This is a genomic window from Salegentibacter sp. BDJ18 (assembly GCF_017579965.1).
Lineage (GTDB): Bacteria > Bacteroidota > Bacteroidia > Flavobacteriales > Flavobacteriaceae > Salegentibacter.
In genome coordinates this window covers 65,091-90,273 of record NZ_JAFLQX010000019.1, presented here as the reverse complement: position 1 = coordinate 90,273, position 25,183 = coordinate 65,091, and the positions used below count along the sequence as shown (strand labels likewise).

The following is a 25,183-nucleotide window of genomic DNA, read 5'->3' as shown; positions in this document are numbered from 1 at the left end:
TTTGTTACAGTACTAAATTTCACCTGCTTTTCTTAATTAAGTGCATCTTAACAAAGGCCGGGCAAAAAATGTTAGTCTTTGTTAAATGGCAATGACGTAAGGCTTTTCTGTTTTAATTTTAATATTGAAAATAATAAGAAATCAAGATATAAAACTATAAAATTATGAGTCAGTTTATATTAGAACATAAATTCGGTTTAGGCGGAGTCGCCATTGGTAACGGATTTAAACAAATAAGCGATGCTGAAGCTGAAAAAACACTGGAAGGAGCCTGGGAAGCCGGCGTGAGATATTATGACACCTCGCCCTGGTATGGATTAGGCTTAAGCGAAAGAAGATTTGGGCACTTTCTACATAATAAAAAACGAGAAGATTACGTACTTTCTACCAAAGTTGGCCGGGTTTTAAAAGCCACTAAAAATGTTCCTGAAACAATGTGGAATAATCCTGCACCTTTTGATTATAAATATGATTATTCAGCTGAAGCTGTGCGCCGCTCGGTAGAAGACAGTTTGCAGCGCTTAGGTGTAGAAAGTATAGATTATGCTTTTATTCACGATCTCTCACCAGATCATAATGATGAGTACGAGGAAGGAACCACCTGGGAAGATCATTTTGAAGTTGCGAAGAAAGGCGCAATACCAGAGCTTGAAAAAATGAAAGAAGAAGGTCTCATTAAAGCCTGGGGATTGGGAGTAAATACCATAGAACCTATTTTAAAAACTTTGGAAGTTGCAAAACCAGATGTTTTTCTTTCGGCTATTCAATATTCTTTGGTTCACCATAATGATGCCCTGGAACGTCTATTACCGGCAATAGAAAAAAGCGAAGCCACTTTAATAAATGCTGCGCCATTTAATGCAGGCTTACTTGCCGGACAAAAGCGTTATAATTATGCTGGTGAAATGCCCGATAATATTTCAGATCGATATAAAAAAATATTGAAAATTGCTGAGAAACATAAAGTAAACCTCGTGGCTGCATCGCTTCAGTTTTCTTTAGCCCCCAAAGCTGCGGGTACTGTATTGGCTGGAGCCAGTAAACCGGAACAGGTTCAGGAAAATATTAAAGCCCTGGAAGAAAAAATCCCGGCGGAATTCTGGTCAGATTTAAAACATGAGAACCTAATTGAACAAAAAGCAGAGATACCTGCTTAAAAAATAAAAGCCAGGAATTCACTAATTATTTATTATTCGTGAATTTCTGGCTTATTAATTTATAACCTCAGAAAGGTATAATTACTTTTCACCTTTAGAGAAGAACAAACTATCGCTTCCTTTTTCTGTTTTTAATATACTCATGAATTGCTTCTTTAGTAGTAAGCCAATTTCTGCCTTCTTTATAGGCGTCAATTTTTCCCTGCCTTGCCAGTAAACTAATATATTCCTGGCCATAGGGTAATTGCTCCTCCTCTACCAAATTAGAAATTTCAGTATAATTTGCATCATTATCTGGCAGCGCCTGAATATAAATATTTAAGGTACGCTCTAAGGCCTGGCACATTAATAGTGCAAGTTTGTTATAATCTCCCTTATTTGCAGCATTTAATGCGGCATAATATTTTTTGCGATCGTTACGTAGAATAATAGCCGGTGGAAAACCTGCATTCATTAAAATAAGGTTCATCGCCAAACGCACCGTTCTTCCATTTCCATCGAAAAAAGGATGTATCCAAACAAATTTATGATGAAAAACCATCGCCAGTTCAATTACATTTAACTGCTGTTTATTTTCATTCACAAAATTCACTAAATCATCAAATAACCCGGAAACCTTTTGGGCATTAGGCGGCACAAAATTTGCCCCAGCGATACGCACGCCAGAATTTCTTAATCTACCGGCAAAATCATCTTCTATACTTCTTAAAACCAGCTCGTGTAATTTAAGAATATCTTTACCATTTAATTGATAACCCGGTTTAACCAGGGTGTACAAATAATCTAAAGCGGTTTCGTGATTTTTGGCTTCAAAATGCTCTCGCAGTGACTTTCCCTTTACGGTAATTCCTTCTTGCAAAACCATTTGAGTTTCCCTTAGGGTAAGGGTATTTCCTTCTATACTATTTGAATTATAAGTCCATTCTATAGAAAGAACTTCTTTCATTTTTTTCAAAGCGATATTGGGCAACGGCCTGGCTTTTTCCAGCATTGCTTTCTTTTCGAACAAGCGCTCAAAAGTGCTTTGCATCTCTTCTCTATATCTTACATCTACTTCCCACATAGCACAAAGATACAAATTATCGGATGAAGTTATATATAACCTATCCGATATTAAAGTTGATTTTTAAAGTTAAGTAATTTCACAGCCTTATTGTCTTTGTAATCCATTCGAAGAAAAATAATTCCGGCTGAAATTAAAGTTAGAATTCCTATTAACATAATCGCCGCTTCAATACTCACCAAATCTGCAATTACCCCGGTTAAAATAGCTCCTATCGCATATCCCAGGTCACGCCAAAGTCTAAAAATACCAATACTTTTTGCCCGATCCTGCGGATGGGTGTTATCGGCAATAGTTGCAAGGAATGTCGGGTAAACCATTGCGGTTCCCCAGCCCAGTAAAGAAGAAAGTATCACAAAGTGCAACATTGTTTCAGCCCAAACTAATATTACCAAAACTATGGCCTGCAGAAGCATCCCCATAAACAGCATATTTTTCTTACTAAAAATATCTGCCATTCTTCCGGTAAACAATTGGCCTATTCCCCAAACTGCAGGATAAAGTGCGGTAACAATTCCTATTTGTTCAAGATTGAAACCTTTTCCGGAAAGTAAAATAGGAAATAATCCCCAGGCCATCCCATCATTTAAATTATTGATTAGCCCCGCCTGACTAACGGAACCAAGGTTTTTATCTTTCCAGGTGGTATCCCAGAAAATATTTTTTAATCGCAACATATCGCTGCTTCCCTCCTCTTTGGCAACGTGGTGGCGCGTATCTTTAATTAGGAAAATACTAAAGAGTAACCCCAGAATCATAAGTCCAATTCCCAGGTAGAAAGGATAAGGTCTTACCCCATATTCTGAAGCGATCCAACCCGTAAGAAAAGCTACAACAGCTACTGCAAAATATCCGGCAAATTCATTTAAACCCATTGCAAAACCACGCTGCTTTTCACCCACCAGGTCAATCTTCATCACTACGGTGCTGCTCCAGGCCAATCCCTGGTTTATTCCGAGTAAAACATTGGCGGCAATTATCCAATTCCAATTTTCAGCATAAATGAGGATAAAAGGAATAGGAATGGCAAAAATCCAACCTAAAACCAACAGGTTTTTCCTTCCAAACCTATTTGCCAATGCCCCGGCGTAATAATTGGAAATCGCCTTTACCACTCCAAAAACTACAATAAAAGATAAAATAGCACTGGTTGCTGCAATACCAAATTCCTTCTCAGCAATTTCAGGCAAAATACTGCGTTCCAGCCCTACCATTCCGCCAACAAAGGCATTTACCAATACCAATAAACTAAATTGTTTCCAGTTCTCTTTTAATCCTAATTTTATATTTTCCATTCGTGTTTTATAATTTTAAAAATTGAAGTTGGTGACAAAATTTAATTGATTAAAATTACTCTTATTAAAAATACTCTGGGCATCGGTGTGGTTTTGATTTCTCCTGTAAATCCATAAAATATCAAAATTCAAACCTTCCAAAAACCCGTGTGCGCGATAACTTAAATGACTATTTATTTGGAACGATTCATCAACATTATATTTATTAAATTCAAACTTACCGGTTTCAGGACCTTGTAACTGTTGCATTTCTATTCCAATATGAAGATCGGGTTTTGGAACGTGGTATGCTGCTTTTAAGATAAAAACATCTGCATTTCCCAGGCCTTCCAGGCGTGATCTGGAAATGGAAGTAAAAAAACGATCCCGCCCTAATTCCTTTGGAAATAAAAACCGGCCGGTATCAAAAGCGTGGGTATAGCCAAGCGCGAGATTGAAACCCGATTTTCCCCAACTAAGCTGAGAACTCAGTACCTGTCCATTTTCTCCAGGTTGCACATATCTATTCACGTAAGACAGGTCTTCAGAAAAGGAAAAAGGATTTTGATAAACATATTGAACTCCAAAGTTAAAATCGGCCAGGTTGTACCCTATTTCTGCCCAAATTGTATTCATTACTTTATCCTGGTAAAAATCATAGAAATTAAGCTTAAAATTATCTTTTCTAAAATTGTAGTTTAAAATCCCAATCCCTGATGAAGGATAAAACTCGTGATAATCAGCCATTTTTCCATTGGGTTGAAATCCGTTATAGAAAAGTCCGAGCGACTCATCCATACCAAACCATTCGGTGGTTGACCGCGGCGAAACCCTATCAAGCCAACCCAAATTAACCTGGTGTTTTGAATTGAAATTTAAATGGGCCCAGCCTCCCCTATGTGCAAAAGGTTTCATTCGGCCATCGCTATGGTTTAAAAGTGGTGTGAATTCGGTTTCAAACTTGCCATAACTTAAATATGAATTTCCAAAGCGATACCTTAAAAACAACTCCTCCAACCTATTAAGATCCCTAAAGTTTCCTTTATTCAATACATCATAAAGTTCGTACTCCCATTTAGCATTTTTTCCCGTTACCTCATCCTCAACACCCAAATCACTGCCAAAAGTTTTGTAAGTAAAAATTCCTTTTACTCCAACCTCAAAACCTTTAAAATTTCCGGTAGTAAATCCAATTGCACCGCCGCTTGCATTGGTATAATAATCCTTTAAATCACCCCGGTTAATGGTATTCATATAGAAATTACGAATATGGCCGTGGAAGGTTGCGTTTTTAAATATATCTATAAGTTGAGGCCTTTCTTCTTTTAAGGAATCGGAAGATTGAGCCTTAAGATTAAGACTTAAAACCAGGTATAAAAATAAAGTAAGTAAATTAAGAACTTTCAACATTTAAGATTTTCAGATTCAGATTGCAAAAGTCTCTATTCTTGGAGACCGCTGCAGTAACAAGGGTTACCTTAAACAAAATTGTTTTGTAACATTAGTCACGCTATTATTAAAATCTTCTAATTACTTTTGCGAAATATGAAGCGAAAACATCTAGCACTATTACTTCTTGGCGTTCTTACTGGCTTTACAGCTACGGCTCAAAATAACGGCGTGAAAGTAGCCGGAGCGATGAAAAATGTGATGAAAAAAGGAAAACTTCAGGGTACAATTTCCCTGGATTCTGTAGCTAAAAAAGGTGTTTACGGACTTGGGCCAGTAGAATTCCTTAGTGGTGAACTGCTTATTTTAGACGGAGAAGTTTTTAAATCAGCTGTTAGGAATGAAAATTCAATGGAAGTTGAAAAAACAAATGCTGTTAAAGCACCGTTTTTTGTTTATGCTGAAGTTGAAAAGTGGAAATCTGTTTCACTTCCAAACTCAGTAAACTCATTGGAGAATTTAGAAAATTTTTTAAATGAAAGGACGCCTGATGATGCGGAAGCTTTTCCATTTCGACTAAAAGGAAAAATCAATTCAGCTAAAATTCATATTGTAAATTTACCTCACGGCCAAAAAGTGAGTTCTCCAAAAGAAGCTCACGAAGGACTTACAAATTATACTTTAGAAGATAAAGAGATAGAAATTCTCGGATTTTTCTCTCGCAAACACCAGGCAGTTTTTACGCATCACAATACCTATATGCATCTTCATTTAATTACCGAAGACGAAAAGCAAATGGGGCACCTGGACCAGGTTGAGTTTGATGCAAATAATTTAAAACTCTATCTTCCCGAATAATGCAAATCAAAGCTTACATAGCGATTTTCCTTACCGTGATTTTCTTCGGAAAATTCCTGATGCTAGATGCAAAAGTGCTGAATAGTATTTTGGATGCTGAAGGAATTGCGCTGGTAAACCCGTTTTGTAAGAAAAAATCCCAAATATCGGTAGATGATAAAACCTTCACACAAGATTCTTCGGTATTGGTAATTAGCAGTGATGCCGTTTGTAATCCAGCTTTTAACCTGGCAAAAATGGCCTGGTTCGAAACCGAAATAAAAACAAATTTTCAAGATTACAATTACCTCAATCCTGCGGTAATTTCAACCTATTTCTCCAAAAATTACCCTCCTCCAAAGGAATTAGCAGCATAAGTATATAATTTCGGAGATAACTTCGGAACATATTTTTATTCACTAATTCTTAATCAAAATGAACACGAACATTTTAGTGAGTCGTCGCTCTGTACAGGTTTTACGGGTGATGCTTAGCGGGATATTTCTCGTGGCCAGTTTTAATCATTTACTAAATATTGAAAAAACAGTAAATAGAATAGACCAGGCAAATTTTAAAGGAATCGCCTATTTCTTCGGCAACCCGGAGTTGCTGGTAATGCTCTCAGGAGTTGTAATGCTTATCGCCGGGATTGGGTTACTTATTGGTTTTAAAACCCGTTGGGCAGCCACGATTTTGCTCGCTGTTTTAATCCCTATAACCTTAACGGTGCAGGTAGGGCAAATTACTACGTTGGGACCGCTTTTTAAAAATATTGCGATTTCCGGCGGACTCCTGTTTTTTATCTTAAACGATTTTAAGAATCAACAAACAACAAAAATATAACCGGCTGTTTCAGCCATAAATACTAAAAAAATGAAAAAGTCAATTTTAATTTTTACAGCATTTATAATGCTGTTCTCTCTAACTACAAATGCTCAAAACAATAATACTACAAAAAATAATTATGTGGTTTTAACCAAGAAAATTCCGCAATTGCAACCCATTTTAATTACAGCGGAAGAATTAAAAAAAGAAGATGGGCACCACTTCGGTGATTTTCAGGTTATCGTTTGTGGCCAAACCGTCACAGGGCTAACCGAGAAAAAGGAAATGCAGAAATATTTAGATCGTGCTAAAAAAGCCGGAGTGTTTATAAAAGCCTGCGGATTTTCCCTGAAGAAATTCGGTGTGAATCTAGAAGAAATTCCTTCAACAATGGAAATCGTAGATAATGGTATACTATACGATTTTCAACTACAGAAAAAGGGATATTTCAGTATAGAGCTTTAAAATTCAAAAAAACTTCCTGCAAGGTTTGCAAAACCTTGTAGGTGTAATTCGTCATCTTGAATTCATTTCAGAGCCTGCCCCGATTTTTATCGGGGATCCTGGTAGTAAGAAAACCAGATGCTGAATACAACATGACGTGATAACTATAATTCAGAAAACAAAAAATATGAATTTCAAAAAAAGAATAAAACCAATTTTACTCCTTTTTTCGGGAGTTTTAGGACTTTCACTTTTTACCTCTTGCTTAAATGCTGAAGGTAAAAACAAAAATAGTAAGAGAGAAAACACCACTAAAATCACCATTCTTCAAACCGCAGATATCCACGGACAGTTAGATGCCCACCCAGAATTATTTTGGGAAAATGAAGAAATAAAATTTAAAAATCGTGGTGGTTTGGCACATATCCAAACCTTATTTGAAGAAGAAAGAGCCAAAAACCCCAACACTATAATTTTGGATGGCGGCGATCTTATTCAGGGAAGTGGTTATGCAGCACTTTCTCAAGGAAAAATCTTTCCTGATATTATTAAAAATATGGATTACGATCTTATCGTACCCGGAAACTGGGAAGTGGTTTATGGTAAACAAGTAATGATGGACGTTTTACAGGGTTTTGAAACCCCGGTGATTGTTCAGAATATGTTTCACGAGAAAGATAAAAAAGAACTTTTTCCACCTTACTGGACCAAAGAAATTGAAGGTGTAAAACTCGGATTTATCGGAATAAACGATCCCGATGTTCCCGTTCGGCAAAACCCGATTTTTAGCGAGGGAATTGGTTTTAGCGGCTTAGACGAAGGCGTTCAGGAACTTATTCAGAAAGTAAAAACCGAAGAAAAAGTTGATGCGCTGTTTTTAGTGACGCATTTTGGAATTTTTAAGCAAATTGAATTAGCCAACAACCCAATAGCTAAAGATGTAGATTATATTTTCGGCAACGATACCCACGAAAGGGTTCGTCAACCCATTGAAGGGAAATATGCCAAGGTTACAGAGCCCGGTGCTTTTGGTTCTTTTGTAGGGAAATTAAATCTCTATTTTAAAGATGGCGAAATTGTAGATGAGGAATATGAATTAATGGAAGTTGATCCTGAAAAATATGCTGCAAATCCAGAAATAGCCGGATTAGTTAAAAAAGCCAAAGCTCCTTACAAAGAACACCTGGAAACCGTAATAGGTTATACTGAAACCCCACTTTACCGCTACTTAACCGTAGAAAACCCGATGGATAATATGATTACCGATGCAGCCCGTTGGAAAACCGGTGCCGATATTTCAATTTCTAACGGATTTCGCTTCGGAAACCCTATAGTTCCCAAAAACGGGGAAGCTGCACCAATTACAAGAGCAAATTTGTGGAATTTATTACCGGTAAACGAAAAAGTAAAAACCGGAAAAGCCAGCGGAAAACAAATTAAAGAATGGTTGGAAAATGAAATGCACAATGCATTTGCCCAAAACTCAACCGAACGATTTGGTGGCTGGCTGGTAAGATTTTCAGGAATGGAAGTCGATTTTAATTCTCAGAATAAAAAAGGAGAACGCATACAATCGGTTACGGTTAAAGGTGAGGAAATGCAGGATGATGAATACTACACAATTTCAGCCTGTGTTCGTCCCGGAGACCCGATTGACAATCTTTGCCGAATGCCAAATGTAAAAGACGTTGAAGTAAAAGATTATACCATTCACGAGTTGGTAGAAGAATATTTACAAAAACATTCGCCGGTCTCGCCAAAATTAGATGGCCGCGCTTATTGTGAATATTTAGGCGAAAAATCTTTTTCTACAGTTCCAGGAACCGATTATAAATTTCAATAATTTAAAAAACCTCAAAGATCCAGATATTTATCGGGATCTTTGAGGTTTAATTTTTCAGTTTAATGGTTTTCTCGCTACAAAACGAATTACTGCTGCTTTTCCCTGGTGATATTTACCTTCTGAAAGATCGGTAATTATATCTTCAAATTCGTCAAATTCGTAACCGCTAAAATAGGTTTGCAATTCTTCTTTAGAAAAAAGCATTTCAGCATTTTTAGGTCCGCCAGATTTTGGATTCTCTTTCTGAATATCTATTTGTTCTTTACTAAAAGCTTCAAAAATAATTACGCCACCTCGTTTCAGTAACTTTTTAAATTTCTTTAGATAGTTTTCCTTTTTTTCTTCTGAAAAATGAGCAAAAATCAAAGCAATCACATCAAATTGCTCGTCTATATAATCAAGTTCTGGCAGGTCACCTACTTTGTAATCAATTTTTACGCTTTGTTCATTAGCCAGGTTTTGAGCTTTTTCCTTACCCTTTTCACTAATATCAAACGCAGAAACATCCCAATCCAGCCTTGCAGCATACACCGCATTTCTCCCTTCTCCTTCTGCCGGCATTAAAATTTTACCGGGCTGCATTTCTTCAATTTTCTCTTTAAAGTATTTATTCGGTGCCTGGCCGTAAACATAATCTTTATCGGCGTAGCGTTCGTTCCAAAAATCTTTCATAATATTTTATTTTTTTCTAAAACAACAAAATGTAAAATTCTGAATCGCCCCGGTTGGAGTTTTATGATTTAAATTTTCGCATTTCAAAAGAGCAAATTTATCCTGCAATAACTCCTGAAGATCTTCTTTTGAATATTGCTTAATTGTTCTTCCACTGCATTTTTCTGGTCCCTCTTTTGAAAATGTTGCCAGAATTACAAATCCACCGGAAGCTACTGAATTTTCCAGGGTTCTTATATAATTTTCTATCTGTTTTTCTTCAGTTAAAAAATGAAAGGCTGCGCGATCGTGCCAAAGATGATAAACCTGTGTAGCTTCAAATTCTGAAGCATCAGCAACGATCCAATTTACCTTTTCCGCCTCATCATTTAAGCGTGTTTTTGCTTTTTCCAGGGCTTTTTCAGAAATATCTAATACAGAAATATCGCGATAGCCTTCTTTTAATAAATAGTCTACAAGATTAGAATCTCCTCCCCCAACATCAATAATTTTTGAACACTCAGGCAAATCAAGTTCAGCGATAAATTTTAAAGATGTTTCAGGTTTTTCCTGGTACCAACTGGCATCTTTGTAAGACTTTTTATCATAAACCTCTTCCCAATGCGACTTTGTTTCCTTCATAATTCAATTCTTTTATTCAAAATTCCACCATTCTTCCTGTGAAAATTGTTCTCCTAAAACATAAGCTTCACCAATTCTTGGCGAAACTACTTCTTGCTTTTGTATTCTGGTTTCTGCCATTAGCCTCCTAATAGGTTCGTTCCAGGGATGTACCGAAAGCACAAATTTCCCCCAATGCACGGGAAACAAAATTTTAGTATTTAGATCTTTGGCAGCTTTCACGGTTTCCTCTGGAAACATATGTATTTGGGGCCAATATTTACCATATTGTCCGCATTCCAGAAAAGCAAGGTTAAATTCTTTAAATTTTTCTCCAATTTCTTTAAACTGCGAACTGTAACCCGAATCACTACCAATATATATTTTAAAACCCTCCCATTCCAGGGCAAAAGAAGCCCACAAACTCGTGTTTCTTTTTACATTCCTGCCAGAAAAATGACGGCAAGGCAAAGCGGTAACTTTTAAATTTTGATGTACTTCCTCACTTTCATTCCAGTTGAGCTCGGTAATTATATCAGGTTGTGTATTCCAATATTCTAAATGCTCTCCTACTCCAAGGGGAGTAACTATTTTTAAAACTTTTGACTTTAATTGTTTTAAAAATTTATAATCCAAATGGTCATAATGATCGTGGGTAAGGATTAGCAAATCAATTTTTGGAAAATCTTCGGCTTGATATAGATCGGTTCCCGGAAAGGATTTTCCAAAGAATTTAAAAGGGGATGCAAATCCGCTAAAAACGGGATCTACCAAAATATTATAGCCTTTAAAACTTAGTAAATAAGAAGAATGCCCAAACCAGACCACTGCCGGTTTTTTAGTATTTATATTTAATAAATCAGCTTTTTTATGAGGAATTTCTGCTGAAGGCCGAACCGTTTTTGGCCTATTCAGCATCTGTTTCATTATTTTAAACATAGAAACATCTTCTGGCTGCACCGCGGTAGGTTCTATATTTTGAAACTTGCCGTTTTGTGTATTTTCGGCATTATTTATTCGCTTTAGCCTTTCTCCAGAAGGTTCCTTTCCAAATCTTTTTAAGATCATAGCTATTTTTTGAATGAGATTACCAAATTCCGCAATTAATTCAGTAAAAATTATTCGTACTCCTTCTCATTTTTTTCCAACACTTTAATCATATTAAAAGATTTCATTAAATGAAATAATCCCGGTAAAATAATAAATCCGCCTATTAGCAACATAATCGCCAAATTACTTATGGTAGATTCTGGTGCCAGGTTTTCTAACAGACTTATCTCTTTATCGGCAGTGATTATAATATAAGGAAAATGTGCATAAAGCGCAGCAAAAAGTATTAAAACTACCTGGAAACCTGCTAAATATCTACTGGCAATGCGATATTCTTTTTTTATAAATTTCCAAAGCGGAAATAAAAGAATTCCCGATAAACCAACGCAAGCTAAAGAAACCGGATTATGAATAAAATCTTCAGCAAATTTTATCCCGTTGAAATATCCATAACTGATAAGAATAAAGCCAAGCACCACCAATACAACCGTAAAAAAAGCCGAGTTTTTAGCGTAGTGTTTTCGTGCTTTTCCATCGGCTTCTCCAATTAATAAAGTTGAAGCTAAAAAAGCACATAGTGCAGCATAAAACAAACCGACCAGCAAAGCGAAAATATTAAGCCAATGCTGCATAAAAAGATCGTAGAAACCGTAGGTTTCATAATCTTCAGTAATTATTATTTCGCCACCAATTAACGCTCCAAAAGACATTCCCAGGAAGACCGGTGTTACAAAACTTCCTATTCTAAAAAGCCAATTATACCAAAACTGAGATTTATCTAAAACCGCATCATAATGCCGAAAAACAAAAGCAACACCCCTAAGCGTAATTCCCAATAAGACCAGGCTTAAAGGAATGTGCAGGTAAATAATCATCACATTAAAATAAGCCGGAAACGCCACCCATAAAATCACCAACATAATAATAAGCCAGATATGGTTTGCTTCCCAAATTGGGCCCATTACCCGGTAAATTGTATCGCGAGTATGCTCTTTATTTTTAGCCGAAGAAAACAACTCAACGATACCGGCACCAAAATCGGCACCACCAAGGAGTACATACAGGAACAGTGAAAACAACAGAAAAAACAGAACTACATTTAACATAACTAATCTTTGCTTTTATTTCCACCCGTAGGCTTAAAATTCTTTTCTGAAGTATTTTCAGCCTTTTCCTCAGCAGTTTCCCGGTTAAGCGATCTTATTTGTCGGTTCATTAACCAGGTTACCGTTATAGCGAGTACGGTATAGAGAAAAAGGTAGTAGAAAAAACTATATTTCATCCCCGGCATTGGGGTTACGGCATCTTCGGTTCTCATAATCTGGTGAATAATCCAGGGTTGTCTTCCAACTTCGGTCACTATCCAACCGGCTTCAATAGCCACAAAGCCAAGTGGCGCAACCACAATAAACAACAACCAGTAATATTTATTCTGAAGCCAGTTTTTCTTTCTTAAACTTATAAAATAGATCAATCCTGCAAACATTAATAAAGTACCTATCCCAACCATTGTTTGGAAGGCATAATGTACAATTGCCACTGGTGGTAATTCATCATCGGGAAAATCGTTTAATCCTTTTACTTCGGCATCAAAATCTCCAAAAGCCAGAAAAGATAGTGCATTTGGAATTTCTATTTTATTAGAAACCGTACGGGTTTCTTCATCTACAATTCCAGCAATATAAAGCGGCGCACCCTTTTGCGTTTCATAATGTGCTTCCATAGCAGCGAGTTTTACAGGTTGGCGTTCTGCGACATCTTTTGCTGAAAGATCGCCACTAATAGGTTGTAGAAACGCTGCAATTGCACCAAAAACAGTAGCAATTTTAAAAGCCCTGGTATGTAATTCTACATTTCTTTTACGGAAAATTTGAAACGCATGAATCCCGGCAACTCCAAAACTCGTGGCTACAAAAGCAGCCAGCGTCATATGTAGTGCCTGTGTAAACCAGGCAGGGTTTAATAAAGCAGCCACCGGGTCTATATTGGTGAATTCTCCATTTATATAATCAAAACCCGAGGGCGCATTCATCCAGCCATTAGCCGAAACCACGAGAATACCTGAAGCTACTCCTGCAACGCCAATAATAACCCCGGTAAACCAGTGAAATTTTTCAGGCAGTTTATTCCAACCATATAGATAAAAACCGAGAGCGATGGCTTCTACAAAAAAGGCCGCACCTTCTAAAGAAAATGGCATTCCAATTATGGGCCCCGCATGTTTCATAAATTCTGGCCATAACATTCCCAACTCGAAGGAAAGCGCAGTTCCAGAAACTGCTCCAGTAACAAAAAATATTGCTACACCTTTTAACCAGGCCATTGTTAATCTTTTATATATAGGGTTTCTGGTTTTTAACCATTTGTGGTGTGAAACCACCATAAAAAAAGGCATCACCATCCCAATACAGGCAAAAATGATATGAAAGCCCAGGGTAAACGCCATTTGCAGACGTGCATAATCTAAATTCTCCATCAAATTGGTTTAATTGATTTGCTGTCTTTTAAAAAGACTTATCAAGATAAATTTCAATGAATAAATTTAGGGAAAAATCTACCGGTGTTCTGCCGGTAATGACGATAATTTGGATACTTTAAGCATAATTGCTCTTCTTCGAATTCAGATTTAAACCAGAATAAAATAAGCAATAAGAATACGATCCCAGTTTTATAACCAGAGCCAAAATATAATGAAAGGAAAAAGAGGAAAATTAGAATTCCGGAGTAAATAGGATGCCTTATATATTTAAAGAGCCCGCTTGTTATTAAAGTTGCATTTTCTTTTGGCTTCGGAAAAGGGGAAAGATTGGTGTTTAGTTGAAGGATTGAAATTAAAATGATTAAAAAACCTATTCCGCTTAAAACTAAAAAAACCGGCTGATAAAATTCCAACCGGTTAAATTTTAAAATTTCAATTTCAAATAGCCAGGCAATGAAAAGCAAAAATTGCATCCCGACATAAAAATAGTTTTTAAGAGCCATCACCTCAGTTTTCCTGATTGAAATTTACGAAATTTCAGCCCAAATGATGTAAATACCCATTATTAATACAAACCAGCCAAAACCTTTTTTCAGCTTTTTTCCGTCTATAAATTTATTGAGATAAATTCCTATAAACATTCCTACCATGGAAAGCCCGGTGAAAATTCCTAAAAACAGCCAGTTAATATTCATATTTTGGACATCTCCAATAAAACCTATAAGTGATTTAATGGCAATAATTAATAATGAAGTTGCTACGGCCTTTTTCATAGGGAGTTTTGCTAAAAGCACTAGAGCCGGGATAATTAGGAATCCGCCACCGGCCCCCACAATTCCTGTGAGAACACCTACAACAATTCCTTCAAGAATAATTAAGGGATAATTATAACTTATCTTTTCATTTTCAGTTTTTTTCTTGGCATTTTCCCTAATCATAGAAACTGATGCCAAAATCATAATAATTGCGAAAAACAGCATAATCCCAATATTCTTCGTTATTTCAAATTGGCCAATACTAAAAAGAGATTCCGGAATCGCGGGTACCATCCATTTTCTTGTTGCATATACCGCAATAAAGGCAGGAATAGAAAAAACAATAGCGGTTCTAAAATCTACCAGTTTTTTCTGCATATTTTTAAAAGCGCCCACTAAAGAAGATGCTCCTACAACAAAAAGAGAATATGCAGTTGCGGTAACGGGGTTAATGGCTAGCAAATAAACCAGTACAGGAACCGTTAAAATAGATCCTCCGCCCCCAATAAGGCCCAAAACAATACCTATCACCAATGCCCCAAAGTAACCCAGTATTTCAAGTATTTCCATATTATATTTTTATTACGCTGCAAAAATACCTGCAATATGGCTGTTGTACAGTAACAAGGGTTACAAAGAATTAAAGTTCTAAAACTTCTATGCTGTTACGCTGCAGTTTTATTCTACCGTCAATTTCCAGTTTTTTTAATAACCTGGAAATCACTACCCGGGAAGTATGTAAATCGTAAGCAATTTGTTGATGTGTAGCTGCGATTACTTCATTTTGATTGATTTTTGCTTTATCCTGAAGGTATTTCATTAAACGCTGATCCATATTCATAAAAGCAATGGTATCTATAGTTTCCAGCATTTCGTTAAGTCGGGCATGGTAACTTTCAAAAACAAAATCCCGCCAGGATTTATATTTAGAAGTCCACTCTTCCATTTTTTCAATAGGAATCATAATCAACTTTGTGTCTCGTTCGGCAACTGCTCTAATTTCACTTTTGGTTTGGCCAAGACAACAGGAAAGCGTCATTGCGCAGGTATCACCACGTTCAAGAAAATACAGGAGAAGTTCGTCTCCATCTTTATCTTCACGCATCACTTTAATAGCACCTTCCATTAATAGAGGCATCATTTTTACGTAATCGCCAATTTCAATGATCTTTTCACCGGCAACAACATGCTGTAAACTGCCTACCTGGGCGATTTCTTCAATTAGATCGTCTTCAAAAATAAATCCGTAGGCTTCTTTTAATTCCTGTAGCATAAAATTCTGGCTGAGCTATTATTAATTCTGAATTTGAATTTTTCAGAATCTAAAATTAGTATTAAAATTGAGAAAATTCCACATTTTTAGCTGGAAAGTCTATCCAGGTAAAACATAGAAATAAATAGAAAGATAATGACAAAACGTACCAAAAAGTACGAAAATGTGGAAGATGGCGTGGTTAAATTTCACCCTATCCAGACTAAATAACACAGCACCAATGGTGTAAGAGAGCCCGCCGCCTATTAGCCACCATAAACCTTCAGAACTTAAATTATCATATAAAGGTTTAATTGCAAAAACAATAATCCAACCCATTACCACATACATTATCGTGGACAGCGTTCTATACTTCCCAATGTAAAAAAGCTTAAGAATAATCCCGGTAAGGGCACAAGCCCAAACCACTCCAAAAATAGTCCAACCTACCCAACCTTCTAGAGTTACCAGGGCAAATGGGGTGTAACTTCCTGCAATAAGTACGTAAATTGAAGCGTGATCCAGAATATTTAACCTGTATCTCCAGTTTTTATTTGTGGCTGAATGATATAAAGTAGAAGCCGCATAAAGTAAAATCATACTCGCCCCAAAAATACTAAAGCTCACCAGGTGCACCATTTCTCCAAGTTCATTGGCTCTTAAAATCAATAAAACAAGACCCAGTATACTTAAGGCAAAACCAAAAGCGTGAGAGATCACATTTAATTTTTCTTCTAAAGGCTCATATTGGTTAATTGGCATTTTTTGCAAATTTTGGTGGGAGAATTTTAAATACAAAGAATTATAATTCCAACAAGGTTTAAAAAACTTGCAGGAAAGTTGATGACATAAATTTAAAGATATTCAGACTTAATTGGAATATTTTAAACGGGCAATTTTTATTAATTTCGAACTTTCACACCGGCATTAATTCCTTAAGCGATTCTTATGAAAATTCTGCATACCGCCGACTGGCATATTGGTAAAAAACTGCATAAACATAGTTTACAGCCAGATTTTGATCTTTTTATAGATTGGCTGTGCGATTGTATTGCTGAAAAAAAAGTAGAGGTTTTAATGGTTTCGGGAGATGTTTTTGATCTTGCCAATCCTTCTTCTGAAGCAAGACAGCAATATTTTAAGGCTTTAATGAAGCTAAAGCGCCTGGATTGCAAAATAATTCTCACCGGTGGCAATCACGATTCTCCCACAATGCTAAATGCACCACAGGAAGTTTTGCGCGAACTGGATATTCATATTGTTGGCGGCTTGCCTAATAAACTTTCAGAATGTATTATTCCTGTAAAAAATAAAGAAAACCAAACCGAAGTTGTGATCGCTGCCCTACCCTATTTACGGGATGCTGATTTAAGAACTGCCAGCCAGGGAAATTCTTATCAAGACCGTTTAGAAGCTTTACGAAAAGGAATTCAGCAAACATTTTTGGATGCTGCGGAATTGTGTGAAACTCAATATCCTGGCGTTCCTGCTATAGCTATGGGACACCTTTTTGCCGCAGGGGCAGAAACTTCAGAAAGTGAACGCGATATCCAAATTGGGAACCAGGCGGCTTTTAATGCGCTTCAGTTTGGCGATTATTTTAATTATATCGCGTTGGGACATATTCATAAGCCGCAAAGGGTAAACGCGGCTACCCCTACTTTTTATAGTGGTTCGCCCATTGCGCTATCCTTTAGTGAGCGTAGTAATAAAAACCGTATTCTATTTTTGAATACCGAAAACGGCTGGGAACCGGAAAGTATAGAAATTCCTGTTTTTCGGGAATTACTCAAAATTACCGGCAACCTGGAAAAACTTCAGCAGAAATTACTGGAGCTACAACCAGGCGACGGACTCGCCTCTTTAATTGAAATTGAATTACGGGAAGTGAATTTCGATTCTAATAAAATATATGAACTGGATCAACTGGTCGATAATTTTAAAGTGGAAGGTTACGAAATCGTAAAGCATCGCGCCACTTTTAAAAACAAGATAAGTGGCAGTGGCGAACTTTATGAGCAAAAACAGCAATTGGAAGATCTTCAGCCTTTAGATGTTTTTCAAAAATTAGTAGATAAGCAGGAAGAAGACGAAGAAACCCGAAAAGAATTAATGAGTGCTTTTAATGAAATTCTCGAACAAGTACATCAATCAAAAAGAGGCTAAAAAATGAAAATCTTAAGCATTGCTTTTAAAAATATAAACTCTTTAAAAGGCGAAAATTTCATTGATTTTGAAGCCGCTCCTTTTTCAGGAAATACACTTTTTGCCATCACCGGCCCCACGGGTAGCGGGAAAAGCAGCATTCTTGATGTAATTTCGCTGGCGCTTTTTAACCAGGTACCGCGGTTGGGAAAAATCAGCAAAAAAGAAATTAGGGAAAAAGGTGCCATTCTTACCCGAAACCAAAAAGAGGCATACGCCAAAGTTACTTACGAAACCGGCGCCGGTCGCTTTACTTCTTCCTGGAGCATTGAGGTGAACCGAAACGGAAACCTGAACGATTATAATATGGAGATTGCTAATCTTCTAGATAACTCGATTTTAGATCTAAAAAAATCTGAAGTTCCGGCGAAAAATGAAGATTTAATCGGTTTAAATTACGACCAGTTTATTAAATCGGTTTTACTGGCGCAGGGTGATTTTGCCAAATTTCTTTCGGCTAAAAAAGAGGAACGTGGGGAATTGCTGGAAAAAATTACCGGTACCGGAATTTACCGCCAATTGGGAATAATGGCTTTTGAACGTTTTAAAGCAGAAACGTCGGAAATCGAAAAGCAGCAAGATGAGATAAAACTGATTAGCTCGTATTTACTTTCTGAAGAGAATTTGACATTTTTCAAGAAAGATCTTAAAGAAAAAACCACGCAAACTGAAAGTCTGCAGAAGGATTTAAGGTTGATTGAAAAACAGCTGGAATTAAAGAAAACCATTAATGAGCAAGAAAAGGAAATCAACGGTTTAGAAGCAGAAGAATTAAAACTGAATGCGCAGCTAAAGGAATTTGAAAATCAATTTGGAGAAAGCCTTAAACAGCACGAAAAACTACAACCAATTGCTGATGAAATACAATCCTGGAAACGCTTTCGACAGGAATTAGAAGTTATAAAAGACGGCTTGAATAAAACTTCAGAAAAAATTGAAGCGAATAAAAAGAATACAGGCGATTTTATTCAACAGGTGAAAGTTTTTGTTCACGAAGAAATTTCCGAAGAAAACCTCAGGGAAAAACTAACTGAATTTACAGAGAAAATAAGAAATCTTCAGGAAGAAAAAGCTTCCCTGGGACGCGATTATAAAAGTAAGCTACAATTATTTAAAACTGAAATCAGGGAATTAAATCTCGATTTTCCAGAGAATAATTTAAAAGCCGGCAAAGAAATCCTTGAAAATCTTAAAACTGAAAAAACTGAACAGAAAAAACAGCTGGAGAATGATTTAAAAGAAGTTGATTTAGAAAATATTGCTTCAGAAAAGAATCGTTTAAAAACCGAGTTAGAAAAAAGTCGGGAAGCCAGAAGTTTTTCAGAAAGAAACCTGGAACAAAAGCAAAAACAATTAGATTTAAAAAAAGAAATTGATTCCCTTAAGCCGGAATTGGAGAATTTGCCAAAAATTATTCAGGAAGAAAAAAACCTGCTTATTTCTTTAAAAAAGGATCACGAAATTCTTCAGCTTAAAAAAGAAAATCAGTTAAAAACAGCACAATTAGAAGATCTTAGAAATTCACTAAAAACAGGAGAAGCCTGCCCGCTGTGTGGATCAAAAGAACATCCTTATTCTGAACATCTTCCCCACTTTGAAGACGATCTTGCGGCTAAAATTTCAGCAAAAACTTTAGAAATAGATGCGCATAATTCGAAGCTTACCCAAGCACAAGCTAAATTAACTCATTTAGATGAGTCGCTACAAAAAACGAAAAAGAATTTAACCGAAATTGAAGTCGGTATAACCGAAAATGGACAAATTTTCAGGAAGAAATATCCTGAATTTAAAGAGCCGGAAGTTATTGATTGGGAAACACAGATTTCTCAGATAAAAACTACCATTGAAAAATTAGAGTTTTTTGAAACTATAAATCCGCAATTAAAGTCCATAGATAGCGGATTACCAATTTTAGAGGAATTAGAGAAAATACTTCAGCGCGGCAAATTACTCCAGCAGGAACTTCAAAAAAAATATTCAGGAAAAAATATTGGTGAGGATAGTCAGCGGTTAATGGATGATTGGAATTCATTACTTCAGGAAAGAAAATATCTTCAGAAAAACGAAGAAGAGCAAAAAGAGCTATTTCAGGAAAAATCTAAGATTTATAAGGATTTACAGGAAAAACTAAAACAACAGGTTTTAGAAAATGATTTTGAAAGTCTGGAAAATGCATACCAATCACTTTTACCGGGAAATAAATTCTTTGATTTAAAAAAGCAAAAAGATGATTTTCTAAAACAGAAAAGCATTGTTGAAACAGGAATTTCTACCCTGAAAAAACAACTAAAACAATTCAAAGAAAATGAAAGTAAACGTTCTGAAGATGACCTAACTGCAGAGCTAAAACAAAAAAAGGAAGCTTTTGAAGCTACGCAATCTAATTGCGAAGAATTGAGAAGAAAACTAAATAATAATGCCGAAAATATTTCTCGTCTAAAAGAGCTTGAAAATCAAATTGCCGAAAAGGAAAAAGATTGCAAACGCTGGCGACTTTTAAATACCTTAATTGGAGACAGGCAGGGTAAAAAATTCAATGATTTTGCGCAAGATTTAACTTTATCGCAATTAATTTACTTAGCCAATATTCGATTAAAGGATTTAAGTGAACGCTATAAAATTGATAAAGCCCTGGAAGGTGAAGACGATGGTTTGGTAGCGATAGACGAAGATATGGGCGGACAAAGGCGATCGGTAAAAACCCTCTCCGGTGGGGAAACTTTTTTATTGAGTTTATCTCTCGCACTGGCTTTATCTGATCTCGCTTCCAGAAATGTAGAAATTAACAGCCTATTTATAGATGAAGGTTTTGGGACTCTAGATCCTGAAACTTTAGATCAAACCCTGGATACACTAGAAAAACTCCAGGCAGAATCTGGTAAAACTATTGGGATTATTAGTCACGTAGCTTCGCTAAAAGAACGCATTGGCACGCAAATTCAGCTAACCAGAAATGGGCAGGGCTATAGTAGTCTGGTGGTGAAATAAGGTTGCGGGTTTCGGGGTTGCAAATAAAAATTATTTTTACTCTAAACTGCAGGTTTCAGAATCCAGTTCAAATTGAATAGTAAAATGTTCAAAATTATAGGTTTTTAAAGAATTCAGGACTTCAGATTTAAGGTTTAGATATTCCTCTACGCTATTAATATTTTCCAGTTTTACGTGAGCCGTAAAAACGTGATGCTCTCCCTCCTGTGACCAAATATGTACGTGATGTGTGGAAGCTACCCCTGGAATTTCTTTAATTTGTTGTTTTAACTCATCAAGATTAATATCAGATGGGGTGCCTTGTAGAAAAATAAAAAGGGTCTCTTTTAACCTTTTAAAAACATTCCATAAAATATAGATGGTAATAACCAGAGACAAAGCCGGATCAAGGTAATGAATGTCTTTAAACTGCAGAATAATTGCCACCACAAGGATCGAGGCCCAGCCCAGCACATCTTCCATAAGATGCCAGGAAATCACTTTTTCGTTCAAGGTTTTACCACTGCTTAATTTCCAGGCGGCAAAGCCGTTAACAATTACGCCCATAATTGCAAAAACCATCATTCCTTCTGCATCAGAATGTTCGGGAGCCATTAGCCTGCCCACCGCTTCATAAATCACATAAACCGAACCTGCAATAAGTATCAAACTATTAAGCAAGGCTCCTAAAAGCGAAAACCTGCGATATCCAAATGAGAATTTGGAGTCGCTTTTTTGTTGAGATTTATGATCCAGGTACCACGAAGTTCCCAGTGAAAGGCTATCGCCAAGATCGTGAACAGCATCTGAGATAATGGCTATACTATTTACATAAATTCCGCCAATAAATTCAATAATGGTAAACCCGAGATTGAGAAAAAATACAAGTCTTAGATTTTTTTCAGAAGAATTCTTATGATGATGGTGCCCCATACTGCTGGAAAACTTAGGTCAATTGCTTTTCACTTCGAAATTAATCATTTTTAATGTATTTATAAACCTTCTTCCTCTTCAGTAAAAAATATTGTGTTCAGTTTAGATTTCACTATTAATTTTCTTCAAAATTTCGTATATTAGAATGAATATCAAAAACTTATAGCTGTGAAAAATTTAAAAACCTTAATGCCATTTCTAGTGGGTATGCTTATTTTCTACGCGCCCCTAAAAGCTTCGCCGTTTTTACAGGATTCCGATCAGGATTATGTAGAATACAAAGGTGAAGTGATCAACTCCAATAATGAGGATGTGATCGTGAACGCCCATTTATCTGTAAATGAAACCAATATTTCTACGGTGACGAATTCTGAAGGAAAATTTTCTTTAAAAGTCCCAAAAGGAACGAGTCCTGCTACGGTAAATATTTCTTATTTGGGATACCAAAGCAAGAATTTACCTCTTAGTTATTTTAAATCCAGGGGAACAATTATTTACCTGGAACCCGTGGTAGAAGAACTTTCTGAAGTTAAAGTATATGAAGCCGGGGATGCAAGAAGGCTGGTACGTACCATGTTGGCTAACCGGGGAGATAATTATATTGACGATCCTACCCAAATGACCGCCTTTTATAGAGAAAGTATAAGCAAAGGGAATAGAAATGTCTCGTTGAGTGAAGCCGTGGTGAAAATTCATAAAAAACCGTATAGTGATTTTGGCGAAGAAGACATTGAACTTGTTAAAGCTCGAAAAACGGCTGATTATGAACGTTTAGACACCCTGGCCCTAAAATTGCGTGGTGGCCCGTTTAATACGTTGTTTATAGATGTAATGAAGTATCCAGATTACCTCTTTTATGAGCGGGATTTAGATAATTATGAATTCAGTTTTGAAGAGCCTACTCAAATTGATAACCGCTACTTGCATGTAGTGCGATTTGAAGATATGAATAAAGATATGCCCTGGTTCTTTGGAACGCTGTTTATAGATGCTGAAACTCAAAGCCTGGTAAGAGCCAAATTGAATATGAATGTAGATAACCGGCGCGCTGCTACCAATATGTTTGTAAATAAAAAACCGGGGGGCACTAAAGTGTACCCTATTGAGGTGATGTATGATATAGACTACCATCAACAAGATGGAAAATGGTATTTTGGTTATTCCAATGCGCAGCTTCTTTTTGTGGTAAATTGGAAGAAAAAATTATTTAATTCCAGATACTTTGTAGATTCTGAAATGGCTGTTACCAACTGGCAACCACAAAGCGAAGATAGAATTAAGAAAGGGGATAACTTTTTAAACAAAAGAGTAGTGATGGCCGATGATATTTCTGGTTTTACCGATCTACAATTTTGGGGAAGCAATAATATTATAGAACCCGATAAATCTATTCAAAATGCCATAGAAAAGATCCAGGAAAATATTCAGTAATACCGAAAAGAAAAGTTCATTATTGAATAAAATATTTTAAAAAGAATATTGAGGTTGTTTAGAAAGCATGCTAACTTTCTAAACTACCTTTTTTTATAAAAAATAAATTTATAGTAGGTTTAAATAAATTAAATAAACTTAAAACTGATGCTCAGGTATTTAAAGAATATCCACGCTTAAGTTCTTAAAAAATGACATTTTCGCTTTGATAATAGTAAATAAGCACTTTAATTTGTGACTTGAATTAAATAGACTTGCTCTTGCTCAAGATAGGTCGGTAAGGAACCACTTTTAAAATGGGTAGTTCTAAAATTGAAATTGAGCTTACTACAAATCGGGATGTGGCGCAGTCTGGTAGCGTATACGCCTGGGGGGCGTGGGGTCGCAGGTTCAAATCCTGTCATCCCGACTTTTACAAGTTATATTTCAACATAAAAAAAGGGTAATTATATGAAAACCATATAATTACCCTTTTTTTATGTGCTCAAAAATTATCAAAATCCTATAAATTTACTGTGAGTTAATGGTGAGCTTTTTTTGAGTTATTAATTTCTTTAATAGGTATATCGCTATTTAGTACGAGAAAATAAAAAAAACGAGCATACAGAAATTTCCATATGCTCGTTATAAAAATATATTCTGTAAATTTTAAATTACCTCTGTTTTACCTGGGGTTGGAATTGGATATAGTCCATCTTTACCCGGTACAGTCGGAGGAGTAGACTCCCACGTTACCTCTTCTGGCATTAAGACTTTATCTGATTTTAAAGCTTCATCCCAGTTAATTATTTGACCTGAATAGGTAGCCATTCTTCCCATGATGGCAGTCATGGTACTTTTTGCTCCATTTTCAGCATCACTTATAACCTCCTTATTTCTTATGGAAGCAAAGAGTTTATCGTGCTCTACCTGATAGGGGTTTGGATCCCTTCGGTTTCTGTATTCAAAGATATTATTACCTTCTACATCTGTAATACTGGCAGCACCTGCATCATTCATATGAACAGATCCTTTTGTACCCTGAAAATCCTCTCCCACCTTAGACCAGGTCCCAGGTTGATGACGACATTGACTTGAAATTACTGCACCCCCAGGATATTTAAATTCTACAAAATGGTGATCAAAAATCTCCCCATGTTCAGAACCTGTTCTTACAAGGCGTCCTCCCATACCTTGAGCAGAAACGGGATATTCCCCAATAAACCAGTTTGCAACATCTATATTATGAATGTGCTGTTCAAGGATATGATCTCCACACAGCCAATTAAAATAATACCAATTCCGCATTTGGTACTCCATTTCGCTCTGGCCAGCTTTTCTGGGATTTACCCATACCCCGCCGCTGTTCCAATATACCTGGCCCGAAATTATTTTTCCAATCGCATTTTGATTAATTTTTTCTTCCATTGCGATGTAATTGTTTTGGTAATGCCGCTGAAGACCAACAACCACATTTAGTTTATTCGCTTTCGCAACTTTGGCCATTTCGAGTACTTTTCTTATCCCAGGTACATCGGTAGCCACGGGTTTTTCCATAAACACATGCTTGCCTGCATTTATAGCATACTCAAAGTGATAGGGCCTGAAGCCCGGCGGAGTTGCCAGGATAACCACATCTGCCTGGTCTATGGCTTTTTTATAAGCATCAAAACCAACAAATTTATTTTTCTCCTGAACATTTACTTTTTTTGTTCCTTCAAATTCTTTTTGAAGGCTTTGTAGGCTTCCGTTCAACCTATCTTCAAAGGCATCGGCCATTGCTACTAATTCAACATTTTCATCAGCCTTCAATGCCTGGTTTGCTGCTCCTGTACCTCTACCTCCACAGCCTACTACTGCTATTTTTAAGGTTTTATCATTAAAAACATTTGCCATCGCCCCCATTTCCATAGCGGGTAGCATCATTCCGGCTGTGAAAAGAGCTGTATTCTTGCAAAAAGTTCTTCTTGAAGATTGCAAATCAGGTTTCTGGTTCTTTTTAGAGTTATTCATTATTCTATTGTTTTA

General features: G+C 36.4%; 22 protein-coding genes and 1 tRNA gene. 10 read left to right on the top strand and 13 right to left on the bottom strand.

The genetic code is table 11. From position 1 onward, the window contains the following. The first annotated feature begins 164 nt into the window (after positions 1-164). Positions 165-1,157: an aldo/keto reductase gene (locus J0871_RS11040; protein ID WP_208225269.1), complete on the top strand. Its 993-nt coding sequence runs from the start codon at positions 165-167 to the stop codon at positions 1,155-1,157. 109 nt (positions 1,158-1,266) lie between these two features. Here the strand turns inward: J0871_RS11040 and J0871_RS11035 are convergent, their stop codons facing one another. From J0871_RS11035 to J0871_RS11025, 3 genes are read right to left on the bottom strand one after another with little or no spacing between them, the layout of a single operon-like run. Further along, positions 1,267-2,220: a Fic family protein gene (locus J0871_RS11035; protein WP_208225268.1), complete on the bottom strand. Its 954-nt coding sequence runs from the start codon at positions 2,218-2,220 to the stop codon at positions 1,267-1,269. A gap of 50 nt (positions 2,221-2,270) precedes the next feature. Next, positions 2,271-3,515 carry an MFS transporter gene (locus J0871_RS11030; protein WP_208225267.1) on the bottom strand — a complete coding sequence of 415 codons (1,245 nt, stop codon included), beginning with the start codon at positions 3,513-3,515 and terminating at the stop codon, positions 2,271-2,273. A gap of 15 nt (positions 3,516-3,530) precedes the next feature. Then, positions 3,531-4,904, bottom strand: a complete 1,374-nt coding sequence (locus tag J0871_RS11025; protein WP_208225266.1) for a hypothetical protein — start codon at positions 4,902-4,904, stop codon at positions 3,531-3,533. A gap of 135 nt (positions 4,905-5,039) precedes the next feature. Here J0871_RS11025 and J0871_RS11020 point away from each other — a divergent pair, with 135 nt between their 5' ends. The 5 genes from J0871_RS11020 to J0871_RS11000 all read left to right on the top strand — a co-directional run bounded on the left by J0871_RS11020 (position 5,040) and on the right by J0871_RS11000 (position 8,832). Continuing rightward, positions 5,040-5,741, top strand: coding sequence for an acetolactate decarboxylase (locus J0871_RS11020; RefSeq protein ID WP_243870474.1), 702 nt, complete (start codon positions 5,040-5,042; stop codon positions 5,739-5,741). Next, positions 5,741-6,097 (top strand): hypothetical protein, encoded by a 357-nt coding sequence (locus tag J0871_RS11015; protein ID WP_208225265.1) that lies wholly within the window; start codon positions 5,741-5,743, stop codon positions 6,095-6,097. Before J0871_RS11020 ends, J0871_RS11015 begins: the two co-directional genes overlap by 1 nt. Before the next feature lie 58 nt (positions 6,098-6,155). Beyond that, a complete protein-coding gene (locus tag J0871_RS11010) occupies positions 6,156-6,563 on the top strand; it encodes a DoxX family protein (protein WP_208225264.1) in 408 nt (135 codons plus the stop codon). A gap of 30 nt (positions 6,564-6,593) precedes the next feature. Next, positions 6,594-7,010 carry a sulfur reduction protein DsrE gene (locus tag J0871_RS11005; protein ID WP_208225263.1) on the top strand — a complete coding sequence of 139 codons (417 nt, stop codon included), beginning with the start codon at positions 6,594-6,596 and terminating at the stop codon, positions 7,008-7,010. A gap of 166 nt (positions 7,011-7,176) precedes the next feature. Further along, a complete protein-coding gene (locus tag J0871_RS11000) occupies positions 7,177-8,832 on the top strand; it encodes a bifunctional metallophosphatase/5'-nucleotidase (protein ID WP_208225262.1) in 1,656 nt (551 codons plus the stop codon). A 54-nt stretch (positions 8,833-8,886) separates the two neighbouring features. On the opposite strand, the gene J0871_RS10995 is transcribed toward J0871_RS11000, so the two are convergent. The 8 genes from J0871_RS10995 to J0871_RS10955 form a co-directional block, all read right to left on the bottom strand. Continuing rightward, positions 8,887-9,504, bottom strand: coding sequence for a class I SAM-dependent methyltransferase (locus J0871_RS10995; RefSeq protein WP_208225261.1), 618 nt, complete (start codon positions 9,502-9,504; stop codon positions 8,887-8,889). 6 nt (positions 9,505-9,510) lie between these two features. Continuing rightward, complete coding sequence (locus J0871_RS10990; RefSeq protein ID WP_208225260.1) at positions 9,511-10,125, bottom strand: class I SAM-dependent methyltransferase; 615 nt, start codon at positions 10,123-10,125, stop codon at positions 9,511-9,513. Between the two features lie 12 nt (positions 10,126-10,137). After that, positions 10,138-11,172: an MBL fold metallo-hydrolase gene (locus J0871_RS10985; RefSeq protein WP_243870473.1), complete on the bottom strand. Its 1,035-nt coding sequence runs from the start codon at positions 11,170-11,172 to the stop codon at positions 10,138-10,140. A gap of 50 nt (positions 11,173-11,222) precedes the next feature. Continuing rightward, positions 11,223-12,260 carry a cytochrome d ubiquinol oxidase subunit II gene (locus tag J0871_RS10980; protein WP_208225259.1) on the bottom strand — a complete coding sequence of 346 codons (1,038 nt, stop codon included), beginning with the start codon at positions 12,258-12,260 and terminating at the stop codon, positions 11,223-11,225. 2 nt (positions 12,261-12,262) lie between these two features. Next, the gene (locus J0871_RS10975; RefSeq protein WP_208225258.1) at positions 12,263-13,630 is read right to left on the bottom strand and encodes a cytochrome ubiquinol oxidase subunit I; all 1,368 of its coding nucleotides are present in this window, start codon (positions 13,628-13,630) and stop codon (positions 12,263-12,265) included. Between the two features lie 530 nt (positions 13,631-14,160). After that, positions 14,161-14,958 carry a sulfite exporter TauE/SafE family protein gene (locus J0871_RS10965; protein ID WP_208225256.1) on the bottom strand — a complete coding sequence of 266 codons (798 nt, stop codon included), beginning with the start codon at positions 14,956-14,958 and terminating at the stop codon, positions 14,161-14,163. 70 nt (positions 14,959-15,028) lie between these two features. Then, positions 15,029-15,661 (bottom strand): Crp/Fnr family transcriptional regulator, encoded by a 633-nt coding sequence (locus J0871_RS10960; protein ID WP_208225255.1) that lies wholly within the window; start codon positions 15,659-15,661, stop codon positions 15,029-15,031. A gap of 99 nt (positions 15,662-15,760) precedes the next feature. Beyond that, entirely contained in the window at positions 15,761-16,402 is a 642-nt protein-coding gene (locus tag J0871_RS10955) for a hemolysin III family protein (RefSeq protein WP_208225254.1), read from the bottom strand. A gap of 186 nt (positions 16,403-16,588) precedes the next feature. Between J0871_RS10955 and J0871_RS10950 the strand changes: the two genes are divergently transcribed. Then, a complete protein-coding gene (locus tag J0871_RS10950) occupies positions 16,589-17,806 on the top strand; it encodes an exonuclease SbcCD subunit D C-terminal domain-containing protein (protein WP_208225253.1) in 1,218 nt (405 codons plus the stop codon). A 3-nt stretch (positions 17,807-17,809) separates the two neighbouring features. Continuing rightward, positions 17,810-20,833 (top strand): AAA family ATPase, encoded by a 3,024-nt coding sequence (locus tag J0871_RS10945; protein ID WP_208225252.1) that lies wholly within the window; start codon positions 17,810-17,812, stop codon positions 20,831-20,833. A gap of 36 nt (positions 20,834-20,869) precedes the next feature. Here the strand turns inward: J0871_RS10945 and J0871_RS10940 are convergent, their stop codons facing one another. Further along, positions 20,870-21,745 (bottom strand): cation diffusion facilitator family transporter, encoded by an 876-nt coding sequence (locus J0871_RS10940; protein ID WP_208225251.1) that lies wholly within the window; start codon positions 21,743-21,745, stop codon positions 20,870-20,872. A 168-nt stretch (positions 21,746-21,913) separates the two neighbouring features. On the opposite strand from J0871_RS10940, the gene J0871_RS10935 reads away from it, so the two are divergent. Further along, positions 21,914-23,176 (top strand): carboxypeptidase-like regulatory domain-containing protein, encoded by a 1,263-nt coding sequence (locus J0871_RS10935; protein WP_208225250.1) that lies wholly within the window; start codon positions 21,914-21,916, stop codon positions 23,174-23,176. 335 nt (positions 23,177-23,511) lie between these two features. Then, a tRNA-Pro gene (locus J0871_RS10930) sits at positions 23,512-23,585 on the top strand. Positions 23,586-23,824: 239 nt separating this feature from the next. On the opposite strand, the gene J0871_RS10925 is transcribed toward J0871_RS10930, so the two are convergent. After that, positions 23,825-25,168: a Gfo/Idh/MocA family oxidoreductase gene (locus tag J0871_RS10925; protein WP_208225249.1), complete on the bottom strand. Its 1,344-nt coding sequence runs from the start codon at positions 25,166-25,168 to the stop codon at positions 23,825-23,827. Between the last annotated feature and the right edge of the window lie 15 nt (positions 25,169-25,183).

Excerpts from the sequence above, each read along its gene's own strand:
- J0871_RS11040 (WP_208225269.1), top strand. The coding sequence starts at position 165 with ATGAGTCAGTTTATATTAGAACATAAATTCGGTTTAGGCGGAGTCGCC.
- J0871_RS11035 (WP_208225268.1), bottom strand. The coding sequence starts at position 2,220 with ATGTGGGAAGTAGATGTAAGATATAGAGAAGAGATGCAAAGCACTTTT.
- J0871_RS11030 (WP_208225267.1), bottom strand. The coding sequence starts at position 3,515 with ATGGAAAATATAAAATTAGGATTAAAAGAGAACTGGAAACAATTTAGT.
- J0871_RS11025 (WP_208225266.1), bottom strand. The coding sequence starts at position 4,904 with ATGTTGAAAGTTCTTAATTTACTTACTTTATTTTTATACCTGGTTTTA.
- J0871_RS11020 (WP_243870474.1), top strand. The coding sequence starts at position 5,040 with ATGAAGCGAAAACATCTAGCACTATTACTTCTTGGCGTTCTTACTGGC.
- J0871_RS11015 (WP_208225265.1), top strand. The coding sequence starts at position 5,741 with ATGCAAATCAAAGCTTACATAGCGATTTTCCTTACCGTGATTTTCTTC.
- J0871_RS11010 (WP_208225264.1), top strand. The coding sequence starts at position 6,156 with ATGAACACGAACATTTTAGTGAGTCGTCGCTCTGTACAGGTTTTACGG.
- J0871_RS11005 (WP_208225263.1), top strand. The coding sequence starts at position 6,594 with ATGAAAAAGTCAATTTTAATTTTTACAGCATTTATAATGCTGTTCTCT.
- J0871_RS11000 (WP_208225262.1), top strand. The coding sequence starts at position 7,177 with ATGAATTTCAAAAAAAGAATAAAACCAATTTTACTCCTTTTTTCGGGA.
- J0871_RS10995 (WP_208225261.1), bottom strand. The coding sequence starts at position 9,504 with ATGAAAGATTTTTGGAACGAACGCTACGCCGATAAAGATTATGTTTAC.
- J0871_RS10990 (WP_208225260.1), bottom strand. The coding sequence starts at position 10,125 with ATGAAGGAAACAAAGTCGCATTGGGAAGAGGTTTATGATAAAAAGTCT.
- J0871_RS10985 (WP_243870473.1), bottom strand. The coding sequence starts at position 11,172 with ATGATCTTAAAAAGATTTGGAAAGGAACCTTCTGGAGAAAGGCTAAAG.
- J0871_RS10980 (WP_208225259.1), bottom strand. The coding sequence starts at position 12,260 with ATGTTAAATGTAGTTCTGTTTTTTCTGTTGTTTTCACTGTTCCTGTAT.
- J0871_RS10975 (WP_208225258.1), bottom strand. The coding sequence starts at position 13,630 with ATGGAGAATTTAGATTATGCACGTCTGCAAATGGCGTTTACCCTGGGC.
- J0871_RS10965 (WP_208225256.1), bottom strand. The coding sequence starts at position 14,958 with ATGGAAATACTTGAAATACTGGGTTACTTTGGGGCATTGGTGATAGGT.
- J0871_RS10960 (WP_208225255.1), bottom strand. The coding sequence starts at position 15,661 with ATGCTACAGGAATTAAAAGAAGCCTACGGATTTATTTTTGAAGACGAT.
- J0871_RS10955 (WP_208225254.1), bottom strand. The coding sequence starts at position 16,402 with ATGCCAATTAACCAATATGAGCCTTTAGAAGAAAAATTAAATGTGATC.
- J0871_RS10950 (WP_208225253.1), top strand. The coding sequence starts at position 16,589 with ATGAAAATTCTGCATACCGCCGACTGGCATATTGGTAAAAAACTGCAT.
- J0871_RS10945 (WP_208225252.1), top strand. The coding sequence starts at position 17,810 with ATGAAAATCTTAAGCATTGCTTTTAAAAATATAAACTCTTTAAAAGGC.
- J0871_RS10940 (WP_208225251.1), bottom strand. The coding sequence starts at position 21,745 with ATGGGGCACCATCATCATAAGAATTCTTCTGAAAAAAATCTAAGACTT.
- J0871_RS10925 (WP_208225249.1), bottom strand. The coding sequence starts at position 25,168 with ATGAATAACTCTAAAAAGAACCAGAAACCTGATTTGCAATCTTCAAGA.